Annotated in this window: 17 protein-coding genes; 12 read left to right on the forward strand and 5 right to left on the reverse strand. The window is 72.7% G+C overall.

Annotated elements, in window-relative coordinates:
• The first annotated feature begins 8 nt into the window (after positions 1-8).
• Both hemW and RM704_RS32315 read left to right on the forward strand, forming a co-directional pair.
• Positions 9-1241: a radical SAM family heme chaperone HemW gene (hemW, locus tag RM704_RS32310; RefSeq protein ID WP_033530044.1), complete on the forward strand. Its 1233-nt coding sequence runs from the start codon at positions 9-11 to the stop codon at positions 1239-1241.
• A 100-nt stretch (positions 1242-1341) separates the two neighbouring features.
• Positions 1342-1920, forward strand: coding sequence for a Uma2 family endonuclease (locus tag RM704_RS32315; RefSeq protein ID WP_078937299.1), 579 nt, complete (start codon positions 1342-1344; stop codon positions 1918-1920).
• Here RM704_RS32315 and RM704_RS32320 read toward each other — a convergent pair.
• Positions 1889-2713: a DUF3097 domain-containing protein gene (locus tag RM704_RS32320; protein WP_033530046.1), complete on the reverse strand. Its 825-nt coding sequence runs from the start codon at positions 2711-2713 to the stop codon at positions 1889-1891. The two genes, RM704_RS32315 and RM704_RS32320, sit on opposite strands and share 32 nt — an antisense overlap.
• 41 nt (positions 2714-2754) lie before the next feature.
• Positions 2755-3510: an MBL fold metallo-hydrolase gene (locus RM704_RS32325; RefSeq protein WP_033530047.1), complete on the reverse strand. Its 756-nt coding sequence runs from the start codon at positions 3508-3510 to the stop codon at positions 2755-2757.
• 388 nt (positions 3511-3898) lie between these two features.
• On the opposite strand from RM704_RS32325, the gene hrcA reads away from it, so the two are divergent.
• The 10 genes from hrcA to RM704_RS32375 all read left to right on the forward strand — a co-directional run bounded on the left by hrcA (position 3899) and on the right by RM704_RS32375 (position 15056).
• Positions 3899-4915, forward strand: coding sequence for a heat-inducible transcriptional repressor HrcA (gene hrcA / locus RM704_RS32330; protein ID WP_033530048.1), 1017 nt, complete (start codon positions 3899-3901; stop codon positions 4913-4915).
• A complete protein-coding gene (gene dnaJ / locus RM704_RS32335) occupies positions 4916-6052 on the forward strand; it encodes a molecular chaperone DnaJ (protein ID WP_033530049.1) in 1137 nt (378 codons plus the stop codon).
• A gap of 173 nt (positions 6053-6225) precedes the next feature.
• Entirely contained in the window at positions 6226-7392 is a 1167-nt protein-coding gene (locus RM704_RS32340) for a nitronate monooxygenase (protein ID WP_033530050.1), read from the forward strand.
• Complete coding sequence (locus RM704_RS32345) at positions 7389-8138, forward strand: 16S rRNA (uracil(1498)-N(3))-methyltransferase (RefSeq protein ID WP_033530051.1); 750 nt, start codon at positions 7389-7391, stop codon at positions 8136-8138. The genes RM704_RS32340 and RM704_RS32345 overlap by 4 nt, the downstream gene beginning before the upstream one ends.
• A gap of 46 nt (positions 8139-8184) precedes the next feature.
• Positions 8185-8577 carry a VOC family protein gene (locus RM704_RS32350; protein WP_033530052.1) on the forward strand — a complete coding sequence of 131 codons (393 nt, stop codon included), beginning with the start codon at positions 8185-8187 and terminating at the stop codon, positions 8575-8577.
• A gap of 85 nt (positions 8578-8662) precedes the next feature.
• A complete protein-coding gene (locus tag RM704_RS32355) occupies positions 8663-9235 on the forward strand; it encodes a hypothetical protein (protein WP_311591633.1) in 573 nt (190 codons plus the stop codon).
• Positions 9236-9319: 84 nt separating this feature from the next.
• Positions 9320-12547, forward strand: coding sequence for a S41 family peptidase (locus RM704_RS32360; protein ID WP_033530053.1), 3228 nt, complete (start codon positions 9320-9322; stop codon positions 12545-12547).
• A 227-nt stretch (positions 12548-12774) separates the two neighbouring features.
• Positions 12775-13128, forward strand: coding sequence for an HIT domain-containing protein (locus tag RM704_RS32365; RefSeq protein WP_033530054.1), 354 nt, complete (start codon positions 12775-12777; stop codon positions 13126-13128).
• Positions 13129-13134: 6 nt separating this feature from the next.
• Complete coding sequence (locus RM704_RS32370) at positions 13135-14043, forward strand: ribonuclease Z (protein WP_033530055.1); 909 nt, start codon at positions 13135-13137, stop codon at positions 14041-14043.
• Positions 14044-14063: 20 nt separating this feature from the next.
• Positions 14064-15056 (forward strand): adenosine deaminase, encoded by a 993-nt coding sequence (locus RM704_RS32375; RefSeq protein WP_033530056.1) that lies wholly within the window; start codon positions 14064-14066, stop codon positions 15054-15056.
• A gap of 21 nt (positions 15057-15077) precedes the next feature.
• Here RM704_RS32375 and RM704_RS32380 read toward each other — a convergent pair whose 3' ends face one another.
• From RM704_RS32380 to RM704_RS32390, 3 genes are all read right to left on the reverse strand, one after another.
• Entirely contained in the window at positions 15078-16271 is a 1194-nt protein-coding gene (locus tag RM704_RS32380; protein WP_033530057.1) for an MFS transporter, read from the reverse strand.
• Between the two features lie 384 nt (positions 16272-16655).
• Positions 16656-17765, reverse strand: a complete 1110-nt coding sequence (locus RM704_RS32385; protein WP_033530058.1) for a carbohydrate kinase family protein — start codon at positions 17763-17765, stop codon at positions 16656-16658.
• A gap of 138 nt (positions 17766-17903) precedes the next feature.
• On the reverse strand, positions 17904-19235 hold the full coding sequence (locus RM704_RS32390) for a glucarate dehydratase family protein (protein ID WP_052146289.1): 1332 nt from the start codon (positions 19233-19235) through the stop codon (positions 17904-17906).
• Positions 19236-19254: the final 19 nt, after the last annotated feature.

Raw genomic sequence — 19254 nt, forward strand, 5'->3', positions numbered from 1 at the left:
TGGAAGGCATGCCTTCCGCACTCCCCGACGGTGAGCCCGTCCCCGACGACGGGGCGCTGCCCGCGCACGCCCTGGCCGACGCGGCCGAGCGTCCCCTCGGGTTCTATCTCCACGTCCCGTACTGCGCGACCCGCTGCGGCTACTGCGACTTCAACACCTACACCGCCACCGAGCTGCGCGGCACCGGCGGCGTCCTCGCCTCCCGCGACAACTACGCGGACACGGTCGTCGACGAGATCCGCCTCGCCCGCAAGGTCCTCGGCGACGACCCGCGCCCCGTCCGCACGGTCTTCGTCGGCGGCGGGACACCGACCCTGCTGGCCGCCGACGACCTCGTACGGATGCTGGGGGCGATCCGGGAGGAGTTCGGTCTCGCGGACGACGCCGAGGTGACGACCGAGGCGAACCCGGAGTCGGTCGACCCCGCCTACCTGGAGACGCTGCGCGCGGGTGGCTTCAACCGACTGTCGTTCGGGATGCAGAGCGCCCGGCAGCACGTGTTGAAGATCCTCGACCGTACGCACACGCCGGGGCGCCCCGAGCGTTGCGTCGCGGAGGCGCGCGCCGCCGGCTTCGCCCACGTCAACCTCGACCTGATCTACGGCACGCCCGGCGAGTCGGACGACGACTGGCGGGCCTCCCTGGACGCCGCGCTCGGCGCCGGGCCGGACCACATCTCGGCCTACGCGCTGATCGTCGAGGAGGGCACCCAGTTGGCGCGGCGCATCCGCCGGGGCGAGGTGCCGATGACCGACGACGACGTGCACGCCGACCGCTACCTGATCGCCGAGGAGACGCTCTCGGCCGCCGGGTTCGACTGGTACGAGGTCTCCAACTGGGCCACGTCCGACGCCGGGCGCTGCCTGCACAACGAGCTGTACTGGCGGGGCGCCGACTGGTGGGGTGCGGGACCGGGCGCCCACAGCCACGTCGGCGGCGTGCGCTGGTGGAACGTCAAGCACCCCGGCGCGTACGCGGGCGCGCTGGCCGCGGGGAAGTCGCCGGGCGCCGGACGTGAGCTCCTGTCGGACGAGGACCGCCGCGTCGAGCGCATCCTGCTGGAGCTGCGGCTGCGGGAGGGGTGCCCGCTGTCCTTGCTGCGCGAGGCAGGCCTCGCGGCCGCCGAGCGCGCGCTCTCCGACGGACTGCTGCAGCCGGGCCCGTACGACGAGGGGCGCGCGGTGCTGACGCTGCGGGGGCGGTTGCTGGCGGACGCGGTGGTGCGGGATCTGGTGGACTGATCACTCGGGTGGGTGAATCCCTGCGAAACAGGGATTCGGTACCTAACCTGGTTCGTAGGCTGCCGCGAAAAGTACGCGGCGGATGTGGAGGGCCACGGAGATGACCGCTGTGGACGAGCGTGGAATGACCAAGTACTTCGAGGAGCTTGAGCCTCCCGAGGGCGTCAAGGTCGAGCTCCTCCGCGGGGAAATCGTGATGACGGCTGCTCCCGATCTGGTGCACAACCGGATCGTGACGGACGTGCAGGACCAGATTCCGCGTAAGCGCTGGGAACGGCTCCAGACGACGGATGTCGACATCATCGGCGAAGCCAGCGAGCCCATTCCGGACCTGCTGGTGCTGGAACGCGGCGTGGCTCCGGCCTCGGGGAATCTGGTTCCCTCTCGGTTGGCCAGCCTGGTGGTCGAGGTGGTCTCGAAAACGAGTGTCGACCGGGACTACGGCGTCAAGCGATCTATCTACGCGGCAGGCAAGATCCCCGCTTATCTGATCGTCGACCCCATTGTGGCGCACTGCGTTCTCTTGACGGACCCGGTGGGAGAGGGGGACCAAGCTGACTACCGTGGACAGTGGATCACCAAGTTCGGTGATCCGGTGGTGCTCGAATCGCTCGATCTGAAGCTGGACACGAGCGAGTTCGGGACGGTCACCGGGGTGAGGCTTCACCGGCTGCCGTGACGAAGTCGATCAACTCCTCCACCCTCCCCAGCAACTCCGGCTCCAGATCCCTGTAGGAGCCGACCCGCGCCAGAATCGCCTGCCACACCGCCCCCGTGTTCTCCGCGGGCCACCCCAGCGCCCGGCAGACCCCCGTCTTCCAGTCCTGCCCGCGCGGCACGCGCGGCCACGCCGTGATGCCCACCGACGACGGCTTCACCGCCTCCCAGATGTCGATGTACGGGTGCCCCACGACCAGTGCGTGTTCGCTCGTCACCGACTGCGCGATACGGGACTCCTTGCTGCCCGGGACCAGATGGTCGACCAGGACCCCGAGGCGCGCGTCCGGCCCCGGTGCGAAGTCCGCGACGATCGCGGGCAGGTCGTCCACGCCCTCCAGGTACTCCACCACCACGCCCTCGATGCGCAGATCGTCGCCCCAGACCTTCTCGACGAGTTCGGCGTCGTGGCGGCCCTCGACGTAGATGCGGCCGGCCCGGGCCACGCGCGCGCGGGCGCCCGGCACGGCCACCGAGCCGGAAGCCGTGCGGGACGGGCGGGTGGGGGACGACGACGCGGGGCGGACCAGCGTCACCACCCGGCCCTCCAGCAGGAAGCCCCGGGGTTCCAGCGGGAAGACACGGTGTTTGCCGAAGCGGTCCTCCAGCGTCACCGTGCCCGCCTCGCAGCGGACGACCGCGCCGCAGAAGCCGGTGGTGGGCTCCTCGACGACCAGTCCGGGGTCGGCCGGGACCTCGGGGACCGGCTTGGGCTTCTTCCAGGGAGGGGTCAGGTCGGGTGAGTACTGGCGCATTCGGATGACGATAGGAGAAGCGGCGCCCGGATGCTCCGTACTCAGCCCGACACGCCGAAGCGCCGGGCCAGCGCGTCGCGTTGGGCCCGCACGAAGGCCGCGTCCACCACCGCCCCGTGACCGGGCACGTACAGCGCGTCCTCGCCGCCGAGGGCCAGCAGACGGTCCAGCGCGTCCGGCCAGCGGGACGGGACGGCGTCGGGGCCGGCCTGGGGTTCCCCGGACTCCTCGACCAGGTCTCCGCAGAAGACGACCTCCGGAGAACCGGCAGAGTCTCCGGTCCCCGGCGTGCCCGGGACGAGGACCACCAGATCGTGTGCGGTGTGCCCCGGTCCCACGTTCGCCAGCAGCACCTGACGGCCGCCGCCCAGGTCGAGCGTCCACTCGCCGGAGACCTGGTGTCGGGGAAGGACGAGGAGGTCGGCGGCCTCGGTGGCGTCCGCCGGGGGCAGGCCGTGGTGCACGGCGTCCGCGCGGAGGGCGTCGCGGTCACGGGTCAGGACGCCGTCGACGCCCACCGCGCCGAAGACCTCCACCCCGGCGAACGCCGCCGCCCCGAAGACATGGTCGAAGTGGGGGTGGGTGAGCGCGAGATGCGTCACACGGGCGCCACCGAGCAGCTGCCACGCCTCGGCCCGCAACCGCGCGCCCTCCCGCAGGCTGGAACCCGCGTCGATCATGAGGGCCGCACCGTCCCCGGCCACCAGTCCGACCGTGCAGTCCCAGCCGGGAAGGCGGCACCGTCCGACGCGTGGCGTCAATCCCTGCCACCCGCACTCTTCCCAAGTCACCGTCATGCCCCGACGCTAGCTGTAGCTCGGCGTCAGCCGGTGCGGGAGGGGGTGGGGCAGGCCGCGAAGAGGGCCTGTCGTGAAAGCTTCCGGGGTCGCCATGGGCGGGCCGCGGGGCGGTGCGGCCGCCCGTGTGCTCGCCGGTCGGCGGACCCGGGCCGACCGCGCCCGTCGTCGCGTACCCGTCGGTAGGAAGCGCGCCGCCAGGGGACCCGGCGACGGTCGGGCAGGGGCCCGACATCGCCGGACAGGTCGGTACACGTCGGCATGACATGGCTGGACCGGCCTTGCCGGGGGCGTACCCCACCGCCGTACACTGGGCGGGGAGTGTTGGCACTCGCCCGGGGTGAGTGCCAAGGGGGAGTCACGGAAGAGCGAGCTGGAGGTGTGCGCGATGCTCAGTGAACGCAGGCTCCAGGTGCTGCGCGCCATCGTCCAGGACTACGTGGGCACCGAGGAGCCGGTCGGTTCCAAGGCGCTCACGGAGCGGCACAACCTCGGGGTCTCCCCGGCGACCGTCCGCAACGACATGGCGGCGCTGGAGGACGAGGGCTTCATCGCCCAGCCCCACACCAGCGCGGGCCGCATCCCCACCGACAAGGGGTACCGGCTCTTCGTCGACAAGCTGGCGGGCGTCAAGCCGATGACCCCGCCCGAGCGGCGCGCCATCCAGAACTTCCTGGACGGCGCGGTCGACCTCGACGACGTGGTGGCGCGCACCGTGCGGCTGCTGGCGCAGCTCACGCGGCAGGTCGCCGTCGTGCAGTACCCGTCGCTCACACGGTCGACGGTGCGGCACGTGGAGCTGCTGTCGCTGGCCCCCGCCCGGCTGATGCTCGTGCTGATCACGGACACCGGACGGGTGGAGCAGCGGCTGGTGGACTGCCCGGCGCCCTTCGGAGAAACGTCAGTCGCGGATCTGCGCGCCCGCCTCAACAGCAAGGTCGCGGGCCGCCGGTTCACCGATGTCCCGAAGCTGGTCGAGGACCTGCCGGAGGCGTTCGACGTCGAGGACCGGGGCACGGTCGCCACGGTGCTCTCCACCCTGCTGGAGGCACTCGTCGAGGAGAGCGAGGAGCGGCTGATGATCGGCGGTACCGCCAATCTCACCCGCTTCGGACATGACTTCCCCCTCACCATCCGGCCCGTTCTGGAAGCCTTGGAGGAGCAGGTCGTCCTCCTCAAGTTGCTTGGCGAGGCCGGGGATTCGGGCATGACCGTACGCATCGGTCATGAGAACGCGTATGAGGGACTCAACTCCACGTCCGTCGTCTCCGTCGGTTACGGTTCGGGCGGCGAGGCAGTAGCGAAGCTGGGCGTGGTCGGACCTACGCGCATGGACTATCCGGGAACGATGGGAGCGGTACGAGCGGTGGCACGGTACGTCGGACAGATCCTGGCGGAGTCTTAAGTGGCCACGGACTACTACGCCGTGCTCGGCGTGCGCCGCGACGCGTCTCAGGACGAGATCAAGAAGGCGTTCCGGAGGCTCGCGCGCGAGCTGCACCCGGACGTCAATCCCGATCCGAAGACCCAGGAGCGGTTCAAGGAGATCAACGCCGCCTACGAGGTGTTGTCGGACCCGCAGAAGAAGCAGGTCTACGACCTCGGCGGCGACCCGCTGTCCCAGGCGGGCGGCGGCGGCGCGGGCGGCTTCGGCGCCGGTGGCTTCGGGAACTTCTCGGACATCATGGACGCGTTCTTCGGCACGGCGTCCCAGCGCGGCCCCCGGTCGCGTACGCGCCGGGGTCAGGACGCGATGATCCGGCTGGAGATCGACCTCGACGAGGCGGCCTTCGGCACGACGAAGGACATCCAGGTCGACACCGCCATCGTCTGCGTGACGTGCAGCGGCGAGGGCGCGGCCCCGGGCACCACCGCCCAGACCTGCGACATGTGTCGCGGTCGTGGTGAGGTCTCCCAGGTCACGCGGTCCTTCCTCGGCCAGGTCATGACCTCCCGGCCCTGCCCCCAGTGCCAGGGATTCGGCACGATCGTCCCCAACCCCTGCCCCGAGTGCGCGGGCGACGGACGGGTGCGGTCGCGGCGGACGCTGACGGTCAAGATCCCGGCCGGTGTCGACAACGGCACGCGCATCCAGCTCGCCGGTGAGGGCGAGGTCGGGCCCGGCGGCGGTCCCGCCGGTGACCTCTACGTCGAGATCCACGAGCTGCCGCACTCGATGTTCCAGCGGCGCGGCGACGATCTGCACTGCACGGTGACGATCCCGATGACGGCGGCGTCGCTCGGTACCAAGGTGCCGCTGGAGACGCTGGACGGGCTGGAGGAGGTCGACATCCGGCCCGGGACGCAGTCCGGGCAGTCGATCCCGCTGCACGGGCGCGGTGTCACGCATCTGCGGGGCGGCGGACGGGGCGACCTGATCGTCCACGTCGAGGTCCAGACGCCGACGAAGCTGGACCCCGAGCAGGAGGGGCTGCTGCGGCAGCTCGCCGCGCTGCGGGGTGAGGAGCGGCCCACCGGGCAGTTCCAGCCCGGACAGCAGGGCCTGTTCTCCCGGTTGAAGGACGCGTTCAACGGACGCTGAGCGGACGCGGGTCGGGTGCGGCTGCGTGGGGCCTCTCGCGGGGTCCCCGCCGCCGCTGAGAAGCAGGGGGCCGCGCCCCTCGCTTCCCCGGCCCGCCCCCGCCCACCCGCACCCGACGAGCGGCCGTCCGTCCCCGATTCGGCTGGACCCGGAGGACATGGCACCATGCCGTCATGTCCTCCGCACTGACCGATCTCGTCCCGCTCCCGATCGTGCAGGCCCCGATGGCGGGCGGCGTGTCCGTGCCGCGGCTGGCCGCCGCCGTGTCCGAGGCCGGCGGGCTGGGGTTCCTGGCCGCCGGGTACAAGACGGCCGACGGGATGTACCAGGAGATCAAGGCGCTCCGGGCGCTCACCTCACGCCCCTTCGGCGTGAACCTCTTCATGCCGCAGCCGGAGCACCCCGGCGCGAGCACCGGCTCCACCGGAGTGGCTGACCCCGCGCCCCCCGCTGCCGCCGCCGTCGAGGTCTACGCGGAGCAGCTCGCGGGTGAGGCCACCTGGTACGACGCCGAGCTGGGCGACCCGGACAGCGGACGCGACGACGGTTACGAGGCCAAGCTCGCCGTACTGCTCGACAACCCGGTCCCCGTGGTGTCGTTCCACTTCGGGTGCCCGACGCCCGAGGTCGTCGACGCCCTCGCCCGCAAGGGCACGCTCACCCTGGTCACCGCGACCTCGGCGGAGGAGGCGCAGGCCGTGGAGCGGTCCGGGGCCCACGCCGTGATCGTGCAGGGCGTCGAGGCCGGCGGCCACCAGGGCACCCACCGGGACGACCCCGAGCGGGACCGCGCCGGCATCGGTCTGCTCTCGCTCGTGGCCCAGGTCCGCGAGGCCGTGGCGCTGCCGATGGTCGCGGCCGGCGGCATCATGCGCGGCAGCCAGATCGCCGCGCTCCTCACGGCGGGGGTGAGCGCGGCCCAGCTCGGCACGGCGTTCCTCGCGACCGCCGAGTCCGGCGCGCACGCCGTGCACAAGCAGGCCCTCACCGACCCCCTCTTCGTCCGCACCGAGCTGACCCGAGCCTTCTCCGGCCGTCCGGCCCGGGGCCTGGTCAACCGGTTCCTGCGCGAGCACGGCCCGTACGCGCCCGTCGCCTACCCGGAGGTCCACCACCTCACCTCCCCGCTGCGCAAGGCCGCCGCGAAGGCCGGGGACGCGCAGGGCATGGCGCTCTGGGCCGGGCAGGGGCACCGGATGGCCCGGGACATGCCGGCCGGGGAACTGGTCGAGGTGCTGGCCGCCGAGATCGCCGCCGCACAGGCCGAGCAGGCCGCCGCGCGGGTCGGCAGCCCGGCGGCGGGGCTGGGCGGCGTACAGACCGGGAACGAGGGGCGATGACCGCACCGGTGTTCGTGGTCGACTCGCTGGACCTGCCGGACGGCTGCGGCGGCGAGCTCGTCCTCGACGGACCCGAGGGCCGGCACGCCGTCTCCGTGAAGCGGCTGCGGGCCGGTGAGGACGTCGTCCTCACGGACGGGCGCGGCCGCTGGGCCGAGGGCATCGTCAAGGCCGCCGAGGGCAAGGACCGGCTCGTGGTCATGGACCTGGAGACCGTGCACGAGGAGCCCGCGGCGCAGCCCCGGATCACCGTCGTCCAGGCGCTGCCCAAGGGTGACCGGGGCGAGCTGGCCGTCGAGACCATGACCGAGGTCGGTATCGACGCGATCGTTCCCTGGGCCGCCTCCCGCTGCATCACCCAGTGGAAGGGCGAGCGGGGGCAGAAGGCCCTCGCCAAGTGGCGGGCCACCGCCCGCGAGGCGGGCAAGCAGTCCCGCCGGACGCGATTCCCCGAGGTCGCGGACGCGGCCACGGGCAAGCAGGTCGCGGAGCTGCTGGCGAAGGCCGACTTCGCCGCGGTCCTGCACGAGAGCGGCGACGACACACTGGCCACGGCGCAGCTGCCGACGGCCGGGGAGATCGTGCTCGTCGTGGGGCCCGAGGGGGGCGTGTCGCCGGAGGAGCTGGCGCTCTTCGGCGAGGCGGGCGCGGGGGCGTACCGACTCGGGCCCAGTGTGCTGCGTACGTCGACCGCCGGGACGGCGGCCGGGGCGTTGCTGCTGGGCCGGACCGGACGCTGGTCCTGACCGCCACCCGGTCCCGACCGGCGTCCCCGACCCCCAAGGGAGCATCGTGGAACTCGCCCAAGTAAGGCTGCTCGTCTCCGACTTCACCGTCTGCTACCGCTTCTACGCCGATGTGCTCGGGCTGAAGCCGCAGTCCGGGGCGGTCGACGGGCCGTACGAGAAGTTCAGCCCGGCCGTCGGGTCCGCGGGGATCGCCCTCCAGGACCGGGCGATGATGGCCGAGGTGCTCGGGGAACTGGCCGACGCGGCGAACGGGCACCGGTCACTGGTCGTCCTGCGGGTCGACGACCTCGACGCGTACTGCGAGCGGATCACCTCGTTCGGCGTGCGGCTCCTGCACGGGCCCGCACGTATGACCGACCGTATGCGGGTGGCCCATCTCAAGGATCCCGAGGGGAACTTGGTCGAGCTGCAGGAATGGCTGCTGATGAGCGGCTGACGTCCCCGCCCCGTGTCCCCCGGTCCCGGCGGCTTGGCCGCATGCGGTCTTCCGTGCCGCCGCGGGCGGTGGCAGGCTGCCAGGCATGGGGGCATGGAGGCGTGTCAAGGCGTACCGGACGGGCGGGCGTCGGCTCCTGCTGGGAGCCGGGCTCGGCATCTGCGCGGTCGCCGCTCTGGTGGCCTGCGAGGGCGGCGGGCTCAACACCGGCGCGGTCGCGTTCACCACCGACCAGCTCGCCACCAAGGAGCTGGAGCGGGAGGGCCTCGACGTCCAGTGGCTCAACTGCACGGCGTCGTACGACAGCGACGGCGGGGGCGGGCAGGGTGACGACAGGAAGTCCGGCGCGCCGTCCGCGTCCGCGAACACCGTCGCGGACGTCGACTGCACCGGTGAGGACAAGGAAGGCCGGGACATCGAGGTCACCGGGAAGGTGACCAAAGAGGTCAACGGCAGGTGCGTACGCGGGGACCTGACCGCGAAGGTCGACGGCAAGGAGTGGTTCCACGTCGACGTGCTCGGCAACTGCGACGCCCCGGCCCCGACGCCGAGCGCCGGACAGCCGGACCCCGACCGGCCGGGGCCGACCGCGACGGTCACCGTCACCCAGACCATCTGGTGCCAGAAGGACCCGGCGTGCGTGCCCGAGGGCAAGTGAGGCCCGGCCCGAGGCGCGGTCCCGGGGCGAGGGACATGATCCAAACCCCTCCCCATCAGACCGAACGCTGCATAAAGTAACTGGGTGACTCAGCTCGCGTATTTCCGGTATCCGCATCTGCACGGCGACCTGGTCGCCTTCACCGCCGAGGACGACGTGTGGGTCGCGCCTCTGGACGGCGGCCGTGCCTGGCGGGTCAGCGCGGACAACGTACCCGTGAACCATCCGCGGATCTCCCCGGACGGCACCACCGTCGCGTGGACCTCCACCCGGGACGGCGCACCCGAGGTGCATATCGCGCCCGTCGACGGTGGATCGGCCAAGCGCCTGACGTACTGGGGGAGTTGGCGCACCCAGGTGCGCGGCTGGACCCCCGACGGTCAGGTCCTCGCGCTCAGCACCCACGGGCAGGCCAGCCTCCGGCGGAGCTGGGCGCGCGCCGTGCCGCTCGACGGCGGACCGGCCACCACCCTCCCCTACGGGCCGGTCGGCGACGTCGCCCACGGCCCCGCCACCGTGCTGCTGTCCGCGCCGATGGGCCGCGAGGCCGCCTGGTGGAAGCGGTACCGGGGCGGCACGGCGGGCAAGCTGTGGATCGACCGGGCCGACGAGAGTGCGGAGGGCGCCGGGGAATTCGTGCGCCTGCACACCGAGTTGGACGGCAACCTCGAATACCCGATGTGGGTCGGGGACCGGATCGCGTTCCTCTCCGACCACGAGGGCGTCGGGGCGCTCTACTCCTCCCTCGCCGACGGCTCCGACCTGCGCCGGCACACCCCAGTCGACGGTTTCTACGCCCGGCACGCGGCCACCGACGGCACCCGGGTCGTGTACGCGTCCGCCGGGGAGCTGTGGCTGCTGGACGACCTGGACGGCGCCGAGCCGCGCAGGCTCGACATCCGGCTGGGCGGACAGCGCGTGGACCTCCAGCCGTTCCCGGTGAACGCCTCCCGCTGGTTCGGGTCCGCCTCGCCCGACCACACCGCCCGGGGCAGCGCCGTCTCCGTGCGCGGCTCGATCCACTGGATCACCCACCGCTCCGGCCCCGCCCGCGCGCTCGCCGCCGAGGACGGCGTACGGGCCCGGCTGCCCCGCACCTTCCGGGTGGAGGGCGAGGAGTGGGTCGTGTGGGTGACGGACGCGGAGGGCGACGACGCGCTGGAGTTCGCCCCGGCGACCGGCGTCGGTCCCGGCGCCACCCCGCGCCGCCTCGCCGCCGGGCAGCTGGGCCGTGTCCTCGGACTCGCCGTGGCCCCCGACGGCAGCCGGGTCGCCGTCGCCGCCGACGACGGCCGCGTGCTGCTCGTCGAGCGGGAGACCGGCGAGGTGCGCGAGGTCGACCGCAGCGAGGACGGCGAGGTGACCGGGCTGGTCTTCTCGCCCGACTCGGCCTGGCTCGCCTGGTCGCACCCCGGCCCGCGCCCGCTGCGCCAGCTCAAGCTCGCCAACACCGCCGACCTGTCCGTCACCGAGGCGACCCCACTGCGCTTCCAGGACTTCTCGCCGACGTTCACGCTCGACGGCAAACACCTCGCCTTCCTCTCCGCCCGCGCCTTCGACCCGGTCTACGACGAACACGTTTTCGACCTGCACTTCGTCAGCGGCGCCCGCCCGCACCTCATCACGCTCGCTGCGACCACCCCGTCCCCCTTCGGACCGCAGCGCCACGGCCGGCCGTTCGAGGCGCCCGACAAGGACGAGACCCCCGACAGCGAGGGCACCCCGACCACCCGCATCGACCTCGAAGGGCTCGCCGACCGGATCGTGCCCTTCCCGGTCGAGGCCGCCCGCTACTCCACGCTCCGCGCCGCGAAGGACGGCGTGCTGTGGCTGCGCCACCCCGTCACCGGCGTCCTCGGCCATCTGCGGGCCACGCCCGACGACCCCGACCCGAAGACCTCCCTGGAGCGGTACGACCTCGCCCAGCGGCGCCTGGAGTATCTGGCGTCCGACGCCGACCACTTCGCCGTCAGCGGCGACGGCAAACGGGTCCTGCTGTGGACCGACGGCAAGCTCAAGGTCGTCCCCAGCGACCGGCGTGCCTCCGGCGACGACGACAGCGACACCAACGTCACGGTCGACCTCTCGCGCATCCGGCGGACCGTCGACCCGGCCGCCGAGTGGCGCCAGATGTTCGACGAGACCGGCCGCCTGATGCGGGACAACTTCTGGCGGCCCGACCTGGGCGGAGTCGACTGGTCCGGCGTCCTGGACCGCTACCGCCCCGTCCTTCAGCGGGTGGCCACCCACGACGACCTCGTGGACCTGCTCTGGGAGGTCCAGGGCGAGTTGGGCACCTCCCACGCGTACGTCACCCCGCGCGGCCGGGGCGGCTCCGGCGACCGGCGGCAGGGGCTGCTCGGCGCGGACATCTCCCGGCACGAGGACGGTCCCCAGGGCACCCCGCTGTGGCGCATCGACCGGGTGCTGCCGTCGGAGACCTCCGACCCGGACGCGCACTCGCCGCTCGCCGCGCCCGGCGTGGCCGTGCGGGCCGGGGACGCGATCATCGCCGTCGGCGGGCAGCCGGTGGATCCGCTGGCCGGCCCGGGACCGCTGCTGGTCGGCACCGCGGGCAAGGCGGTCGAGCTGACCGTGCTGCCGTCGGGCGGCGGGGATCCGCGGCACCCCGTGGTGGTGCCCATCTCCGACGAGGAGCCCCTGCGGTACCACGCGTGGGTGGCGGACCGGCGGGCGTACGTGCACGAGAAGTCCGGTGGCCGGCTCGGGTATCTCCACGTGCCCGACATGGTGGGTTCCGGCTGGGCCCAGCTCCACCGCGATCTGCGCATCGAGGTCGCGCGGGAGGGGCTGGTCGTGGACGTCCGGGAGAACCGGGGCGGGCACACCTCCCAGCTCGTGGTGGAGAAGCTGGCCCGGCGGATCGTCGGGTGGGACCTGCCGCGGGGGATGCGGGCGAGCAGCTATCCCGACGACGCGCCCCGGGGGCCCGTCGTCGCCGTCGCCAACGAGTTCTCCGGGTCGGACGGGGACATCGTCAACGCGGCGATCAAGGCGCTCGGGATCGGGCCGGTGGTCGGTACCCGGACCTGGGGCGGGGTCGTCGGGATCGACAGCCGGTACCGGCTGGTGGACGGGACGCTGGTGACCCAGCCGAAGTACGCGTTCTGGCTGGAGGGGTACGGGTGGGGGGTCGAGAACCACGGGGTCGATCCCGACGTGGAGGTGGTGCAGGCGCCGCAGGACCACGCCGCCGGGCGTGACCCTCAGCTCGACGAGGCGATCCGGATCGCGCTGGAGGGGTTGGAAGCGACGCCGGCGAAGGTGGCACCCGCGCTGCCCGAGTCTTAGCGGCCGGGGGGTGCGTCTCGGGTGCGGGTCCGGTGGGGCTTCTCGCGCAGTTCCCCGCGCCCCTTAAGGGCCTCCGGCCCTCTCGGGCCGAAAAAGCACGGGGCGTAGCCCCTGCTTTTTCAGGGGCGCGGGGAACTGCGCGACCAGCCCCACCGGACCCGCACCCGAGACGCACCCTGGCGATAGCATGCCCCCGTAGGCGATCACCGGTGGCTGGGAGGCAACGTATGGCTGGGGAGCCGCAGGACGACTGTCTGTTCTGCAAGATCGTGGCGGGACACGTACCCGCGACGATCGTCAGGGAGACGGACACCACGGTCGCGTTCCGGGACATCAACCCCCAGGCGCCGACCCACGTCCTGGTCATCCCGAAGGCGCACTACACGGACGCCGCGACACTCGCCGCCGCCGCCCCCGACCTGGCCGCGGACGTCCTCCGCGAGACACAGGCCGTCGCGGACGAGGACAAGCTGGAGAGCTACCGCATCGTCTTCAACACCGGCACCGGCGCCGGCCAGACCGTCTTCCACGCGCACGCCCACGTCGTCGGCGGTCGTGGCCTGCAGTGGCCCCCCGGGTGACGAGCCGTGTCCGTACGTGAACTGGTGGTCCTGGGCACCGCCAGCCAGGTCCCGACCCGGCACCGCAACCACAACGGCTATCTGCTCCGCTGGGGCACCGAGGGGCTCCTCTTCGACCCCGGCGAGGGTACCCAGCGGCAGATGCTGCGCGCCGGGGTCGCCGCACACGACCTGAACCGCATCTGCGTCACCCATTTCCACGGGGACCACTCCCTGGGGCTCGCCGGTGTGATCCAGCGGATCAACCTCGACAGGGTCCCGCACGACGTCACGGCGCACTACCCGCGCTCCGGCCAGCGGTTCTTCGACCGACTGCGGTACGCCACCGCCTACCGGGAGACGGTCCAGTTGATCGAGGCGCCGGTCGAGGGCGAGGGCGGAGTGCTGGCCGCCACCCCCGCCTACACGCTCGACGCGCGGAAGCTCTCGCACCCCGTCGAGTCGTACGGGTACCGCCTCGTCGAGCCCGACGGACGCCGGATGCTGCCCGAGCGGCTCGCCGCGCACGGGATCGAGGGGCCGGACATCGGGCGGATCCAGCGGGAGGGCGCGATCGGCGGCGTCCGCCTGGAGGACGTCAGCGAACTGCGGCGCGGACAGCGGTTCGCGTTCGTCATGGACACCCGGTTGTGCGACGGGGTCTACGCCCTCGCCGACGCGGCCGACATGCTCGTCATCGAGTCCACCTTCCTGAACGAGGACATCGAACTCGCCGTCGACCACGGTCATCTGACGGCTGGTCAGGCGGCTTCCATCGCCCGCGACTGCGGTGTACGGCATCTCGTCCTCACCCACTTCAGCCAGCGGTACACCGAGCCCGAGGAGTTCGAACGGCAGGCGCGGGCCGCCGGGTTCGAGGGAGAGCTGACCGTGGCGCACGACCTGCTGAGGGTGGCGCTTCCGAAACGGCGTTGAAGCGGCCGTACGATGCTTTGATGTCCCTCCCCAAAGCTGAATTGCACCTGCACATCGAAGGAACCCTGGAGCCGGAGCTGGCCTTCGCGCTGGCCGCCCGAAACGGGGTCGCGCTGCCGTACGCGGACACCGAAGCGCTGCGCAAGGCCTACGAGTTCGAGGACCTGCAGTCCTTTCTGAACCTGTACTACGAGCTGATGACGGTCCTGCGCACCGAGCAGGACTTCGCGGACCTGGCCGACGCCTATCTCGCCCGCGCCGCCGCCCAGGGCGTACGCCACGCCGAGATCTTCTTCGACCCGCAGGCCCACGTGACGCGGGGCGTGGGGATGGGCACGGTCGTCGAAGGGCTGTGGCGGGCGCTGGGGGGGAGCGAGGAGACGCACGGGATCTCCACCCAGCTGATCCTCTGCTTCCTGCGGGACGAGTCCGCCGAGTCGGCGCTCGACACGCTGAAGGCCGCCGAGCCGTATCTCGACCGGATCGCCGGGGTCGGACTGGACTCGGCCGAGGTCGGGCATCCGCCGGTCAAGTTCCGTGAGGTGTACGAGGCGGCCGCCGCGCTCGGTCTGCGACGCGTGGCGCACGCGGGGGAGGAGGGCCCGCCGGAGTACATCACCGAGGCCCTCGACGTCCTCGGGGTCGAGCGGGTCGACCACGGGCTGCGCTGCATGGAGGACCCGGCCCTCGTCGAGCGGCTGGTGCGCGAGCGGATCCCGCTGACGCTCTGCCCGCTCTCCAACGTCCGGCTGCGCGCCGTCGACACCCTCGCCGACCACCCCCTGCCCGCCATGCTCGACGCGGGCCTGCTCTGCACGGTCAACTCGGACGACCCGGCCTACTTCGGCGGGTACGCCGGCGACAACTTCGACGCCGTGCGCCGCACCCTCGGTCTGAGCGAGGACCGGCTGCGGGAGCTGGCCCGCAACTCCTTCACCGCGTCCTTCCTGGAGCACGACGAGGAGCGGCGGGCCCGGTATCTCGCCGAGGTGGACGCGTACGAGTTCGGGTGACGGGGCGGGTGCGGAGGACCCTCAGGCCGCCGGGCGGTACTCCGGTCGCCCGGCGGTCGCCTGCTCCTCGTAGCGGGCGCGTTCCGTCGTGGGTGTGGCGGTGAGCAGGGCCACCCAGGTCATGGGGGCCGTGATCAGGAGCAGGCCCACGGCCAGGATCGCGCCCATCGCCGGATAGCCGACGTGGGCGGAGAGCAGGCTGCCGACGAGGGGCCCGGCGGCCGTGCCGAGTGAGGACGCGGAGCCGATCAGGACCGCCCAGCGGCCACGCGGGTCGAGGGAGGCGGCGAGGCCGATGAGGTACGACAGGACGACCGGGTAGAGCGCGTTCCAGGCGATCTCGCCCGTGGCGAAGGACGTCAGGTCGGTCGCGGTGGCGCTGAGCGCGATACAGCCGGAGATGAGCGCGGTGCCGACGCCGATGGGCAGCGCGCGGCCGAAGCGCACGCCCAGTGCGCTCGCCCCGATCACCCCCAGCAGGCCCGCGCCGAGCGCCGCCGCGAAGACGGCGCCGACGGTGACCTCGGAGAGCCCGGCCTGGGTGGTGCCGATCCGGCCGCTGACGCCCCAGAGGGAGTTCTGCGCCAGGGACCACAGCAGGAGCGTGACGGCGAGGGTCAGACCATGGCGGGGGTGGGGGAGCGGGCCCCGTTCCCGGGCGACCTGGGCGGTGGCCACCGGGGCGGCGAGCCGGGCGGTGGCCGGGAGGGTGAGCAGGGCCGTGAGGGCGAGGGCGGCGAGGGGAAGGCCGTGACCGGGGCCCAGGCGGGGGAGCGTCAGATACAGCGCGCCCGCCAGCGCCGAGACGCTCAACAGGCCCGTCGTCGACACCCGGTGCGGGTCGCGCTGCGCGGCGATCCCGGTCGCGGCCACGGCGGTCGCCGTACCGGAGCCGAAGCCGCCGAGGACCGCGCCGGCGACCACCGCGGGGAGGGCGGTGGTGAGAGCGGCGGTGCCGTAGCCGGCGGCGGCGAGCAGCAGGCCCGCCCGGGCGAGGCGACGGGGGCCGAGGCGGGCCACGTGGGCGGCGAGCGTGAAGCCGGCCGTGGCCGAACCCAGCAGCAGCGCACTGCCGACGGCGCCGGCCTCGGTGGTGGTGAGGGGGAGTGCCGCGTCGAGCCTGCCCACGGTGGTCGGCAGGAGGTACGCGGCGAGATACCCGGCCGTGAAAAGGGCGACGAGGGGCCAGGGCGGGGTGGTGGTGCGGGGGGACACGGGCGTTCCTGGACGTGCGAAGGTGCGGCTCGATGAGGGGGGTTGGGCGGCTGGCTGTCGACGGACAGGGACGCGCGGAGAATTTGTATCACGGCGCGTTTGGGGTGGGGATTGGTGGGTAGGCGCAGCAGTTTTGGGGGCGCCTAGTAGCTCGCGGGGCCGGGGGTGCGTCGGCGGGTGCGGGTGCGTGGGGGTTGCTCGCGCAGTTCCCCGCGCCCCTGAAAGATCAGGCCCTGCGGGCCTGAAAGACCATGGCCCTGCGGGCCAGAAAAGCCCGGGGCGCAGCCCCCGCTTTTCCGGGGGCGCGGGGAACTGCGCGAGAAGCCCCACCGGGGTCGCACCCGCCGAGGAAACCCGCACCCCCGAGCTATGACGCGCCCGGTCTCAAGCCGAGCGGCGGAAGCCGATCGTCGGTACCGCTCGTCGCAGCGGCCACGGGCTGACGTGGTCCTTCGGGAGGAATTCCTCCAGGAAGGCGTACCGGCGCAGGGCGGCGGGATCCTGACGGTCCACCGACTGCACCCGCCGCCACCACGCGGCGATCTCGGCCCAGCCGGGCGCGGACAGCGACCCGCCGAACTCCTGCACCGACAGCGCCGCGGTGAGCCCCGCGAAGGCCAGCCGGTCCGCAAGCGGCCAGTGGGCCAGCGTGCCGGTGACGAACCCGGCGACGAACACATCGCCCGCGCCCGTGGGGTCCAGCGCCTCCACGGCGATGGCCGGCACCTCCGCCGTCTCACCGGTCCGCCCGTCCACGGCGTACGCACCCTCCGCGCCCAGCGTCACCACGGCCACCGGGACGTGCTCGGTGAGGGCGCGGGCGGCGGCCCGAGGGCACTCGGCGCGGGTGTACCGCATCGCCTCGGCCGCGTTGGGCAGGAACGCCTCGCAGTGGGCGAGGTCGGGGAGCGCCGCGAGGTCCCAGGCGCCGGTCTCGTCCCAGCCGACGTCCGCGAAGATCCGGGTGCCCTTGCTCGCGGCCTGGGCGATCCAGGGGGCGCGCACGCCGGGGGTGAGGGAGGCGACGGCGGCGCGCGCGTGGGGCGGGCACTTGGGCGCGGACTCCTCCGGGGGCGCCTCGTGGCCGTGGGAGACCATCGTGCGCTCGCCCTCGTACGCCATGGAGACCGTGACCGGGGAGTGCCAGCCGAGGACCGTGCGGGAGGTGGAGAGGTCGATGCCCTCGCCCTGTTCCAGGGCGTCCCAGCAGTACTCGCCGTAGTGGTCGTCGCCGAAGGCCGCCGCGAGGGAGGTCTTCAGGCCGAGCCGGGCCAGGGCCGTGGCCATGTTCGCCACACCGCCGGGGCTCGACCCCATCCCGCGTGCCCAGGACTCGGTTCCGCGCACCGGGGCGGAGTCGAGCCCGGTGAAGATGATGTCGAGGAAGACGGTGCCCGTCAGATAGACGTCCCAGGGCGGGTCATCCGGTGCGCGCAGGGCCCTCAGCGGGTCTACCTGGGGCCGGTGCGGTCGCTCTCCCTTGAACGCGGTCACGATGTGCTCCCTGGCGTGGTGCGGATCCAGCCAGTCTGCACCAAACGCTCCGCCGGGGGGTGCGGGTCACGCCGGTGTGGGGCACGGCTGCGTTGCCGGGTGCGGGCGTGTGGGGCTTCTCGCGCACGAAGACCGGCGTCACCAGCGAGGCACCGTCGGCGTCACCCACCCCGGCTCCGCCACCCGCATCGCCGCCGCGTCGTCGCGGTCCCTCAGTGAACCGTCGTCGTCCACCCACCGCCGGTGCAGGAACTCCAGCCTGTCCCGGTCCAGTTCGACCCCGAGGCCCGGCGCGTCCGACACCCGTACCGCCCCGTCCTCGAAGGTGAGCCGCGAGGTGAGGACGTCCTCGGACTGCCAGGGGTAGTGGGAGTCGCAGGCATGGTGGAGGCCGGGGACCGTGGACGCCACGTGCGTCATCGCCGCGAGGCTGATCCCCAGGTGGGTGTTGGAGTGCATGGACACCCCGACCCCGAACGTCCGGCAGATCGCGGCCAGTTCACGCGTGTTGCGCAGCCCGCCCCAGTAGTGGTGGTCGGAGAGGACCACCTGCACGGCCCCCTGCCCGAACGCCTCCTCGATCTCCGCGAAGGTCGTCACGCACATGTTGGTGGCCAGCGGTACCGACGTCCGCGCCGCCACCTCGGCCATCGCGGGCGTCCCGAGCGTCGGGTCCTCCAGGTATTCGAGCACGTCCCCCAACGCGTCCGCGACCTTCAGCGAAGTCGCAACGGACCAGGCCCCGTTCGGGTCCAGCCGCAGCGGATGCCCGGGGAACGCCCCGGCCAGCGCACGGATCGCCGCGATCTCCTCGTCCGGCGGGAAGACGCCCCCCTTGAGCTTGAACGACGTGAACCCGTACCGCTCCTTGAACCTCCGGGCCTGCTCCACGACCCCGGCCGGGTCCATGGCGGCACCCCAGTCGTCCCGCTCGCTCACGACGCCCTCGGGGTGGTCGGCCCACTTGTAGAAGAGGTACGCGCTGTACTCCACGGTGTCCCGCACCTTCCCGCCGAGCAGCGCGTGCACGGGCAGCCCCAGCGCCTTGCCGAGCGCGTCGAGACAGGCGACCTCGAACCCCGACACCACCGACAGGCGCAGCTTGTCGGCCGTCTGGACGCCGCGCAGCCCGCCCACGTCGACCTGCCCGGAGACCCGCGACCCGTCGACGGCCACCTCGTCGGCGAGCACGAAGAGCCCGTTCAGATCGCTGACCCGCCGGCCCACCAGCTTCCGCGCGAAGGGCCGGGCCAGCTCCAGGTACTTGGTGTCGCCGTACGTCTCGCCCACCCCCGTCGTCCCGTCGGCGGTCACCACCTCCACGATCAGCCGGGGGGTGTACGGCTGGTGCACCCCCTGGGTGTTCAGCAGCGGCGGGTCGGCCACCAGGATCGGGGTCAGCCGGACCTCGGTGATGGTCAGGTCGCGGATCTCGGTCACGGAGCGGCTCCTGCGTGCGGTCGTCGTCATGCGGACGCGGTCATCGGCA

It is taken from the genome of Streptomyces gottesmaniae (assembly GCF_031845845.1).
Lineage (GTDB): Bacteria > Actinomycetota > Actinomycetes > Streptomycetales > Streptomycetaceae > Streptomyces > Streptomyces akebiae.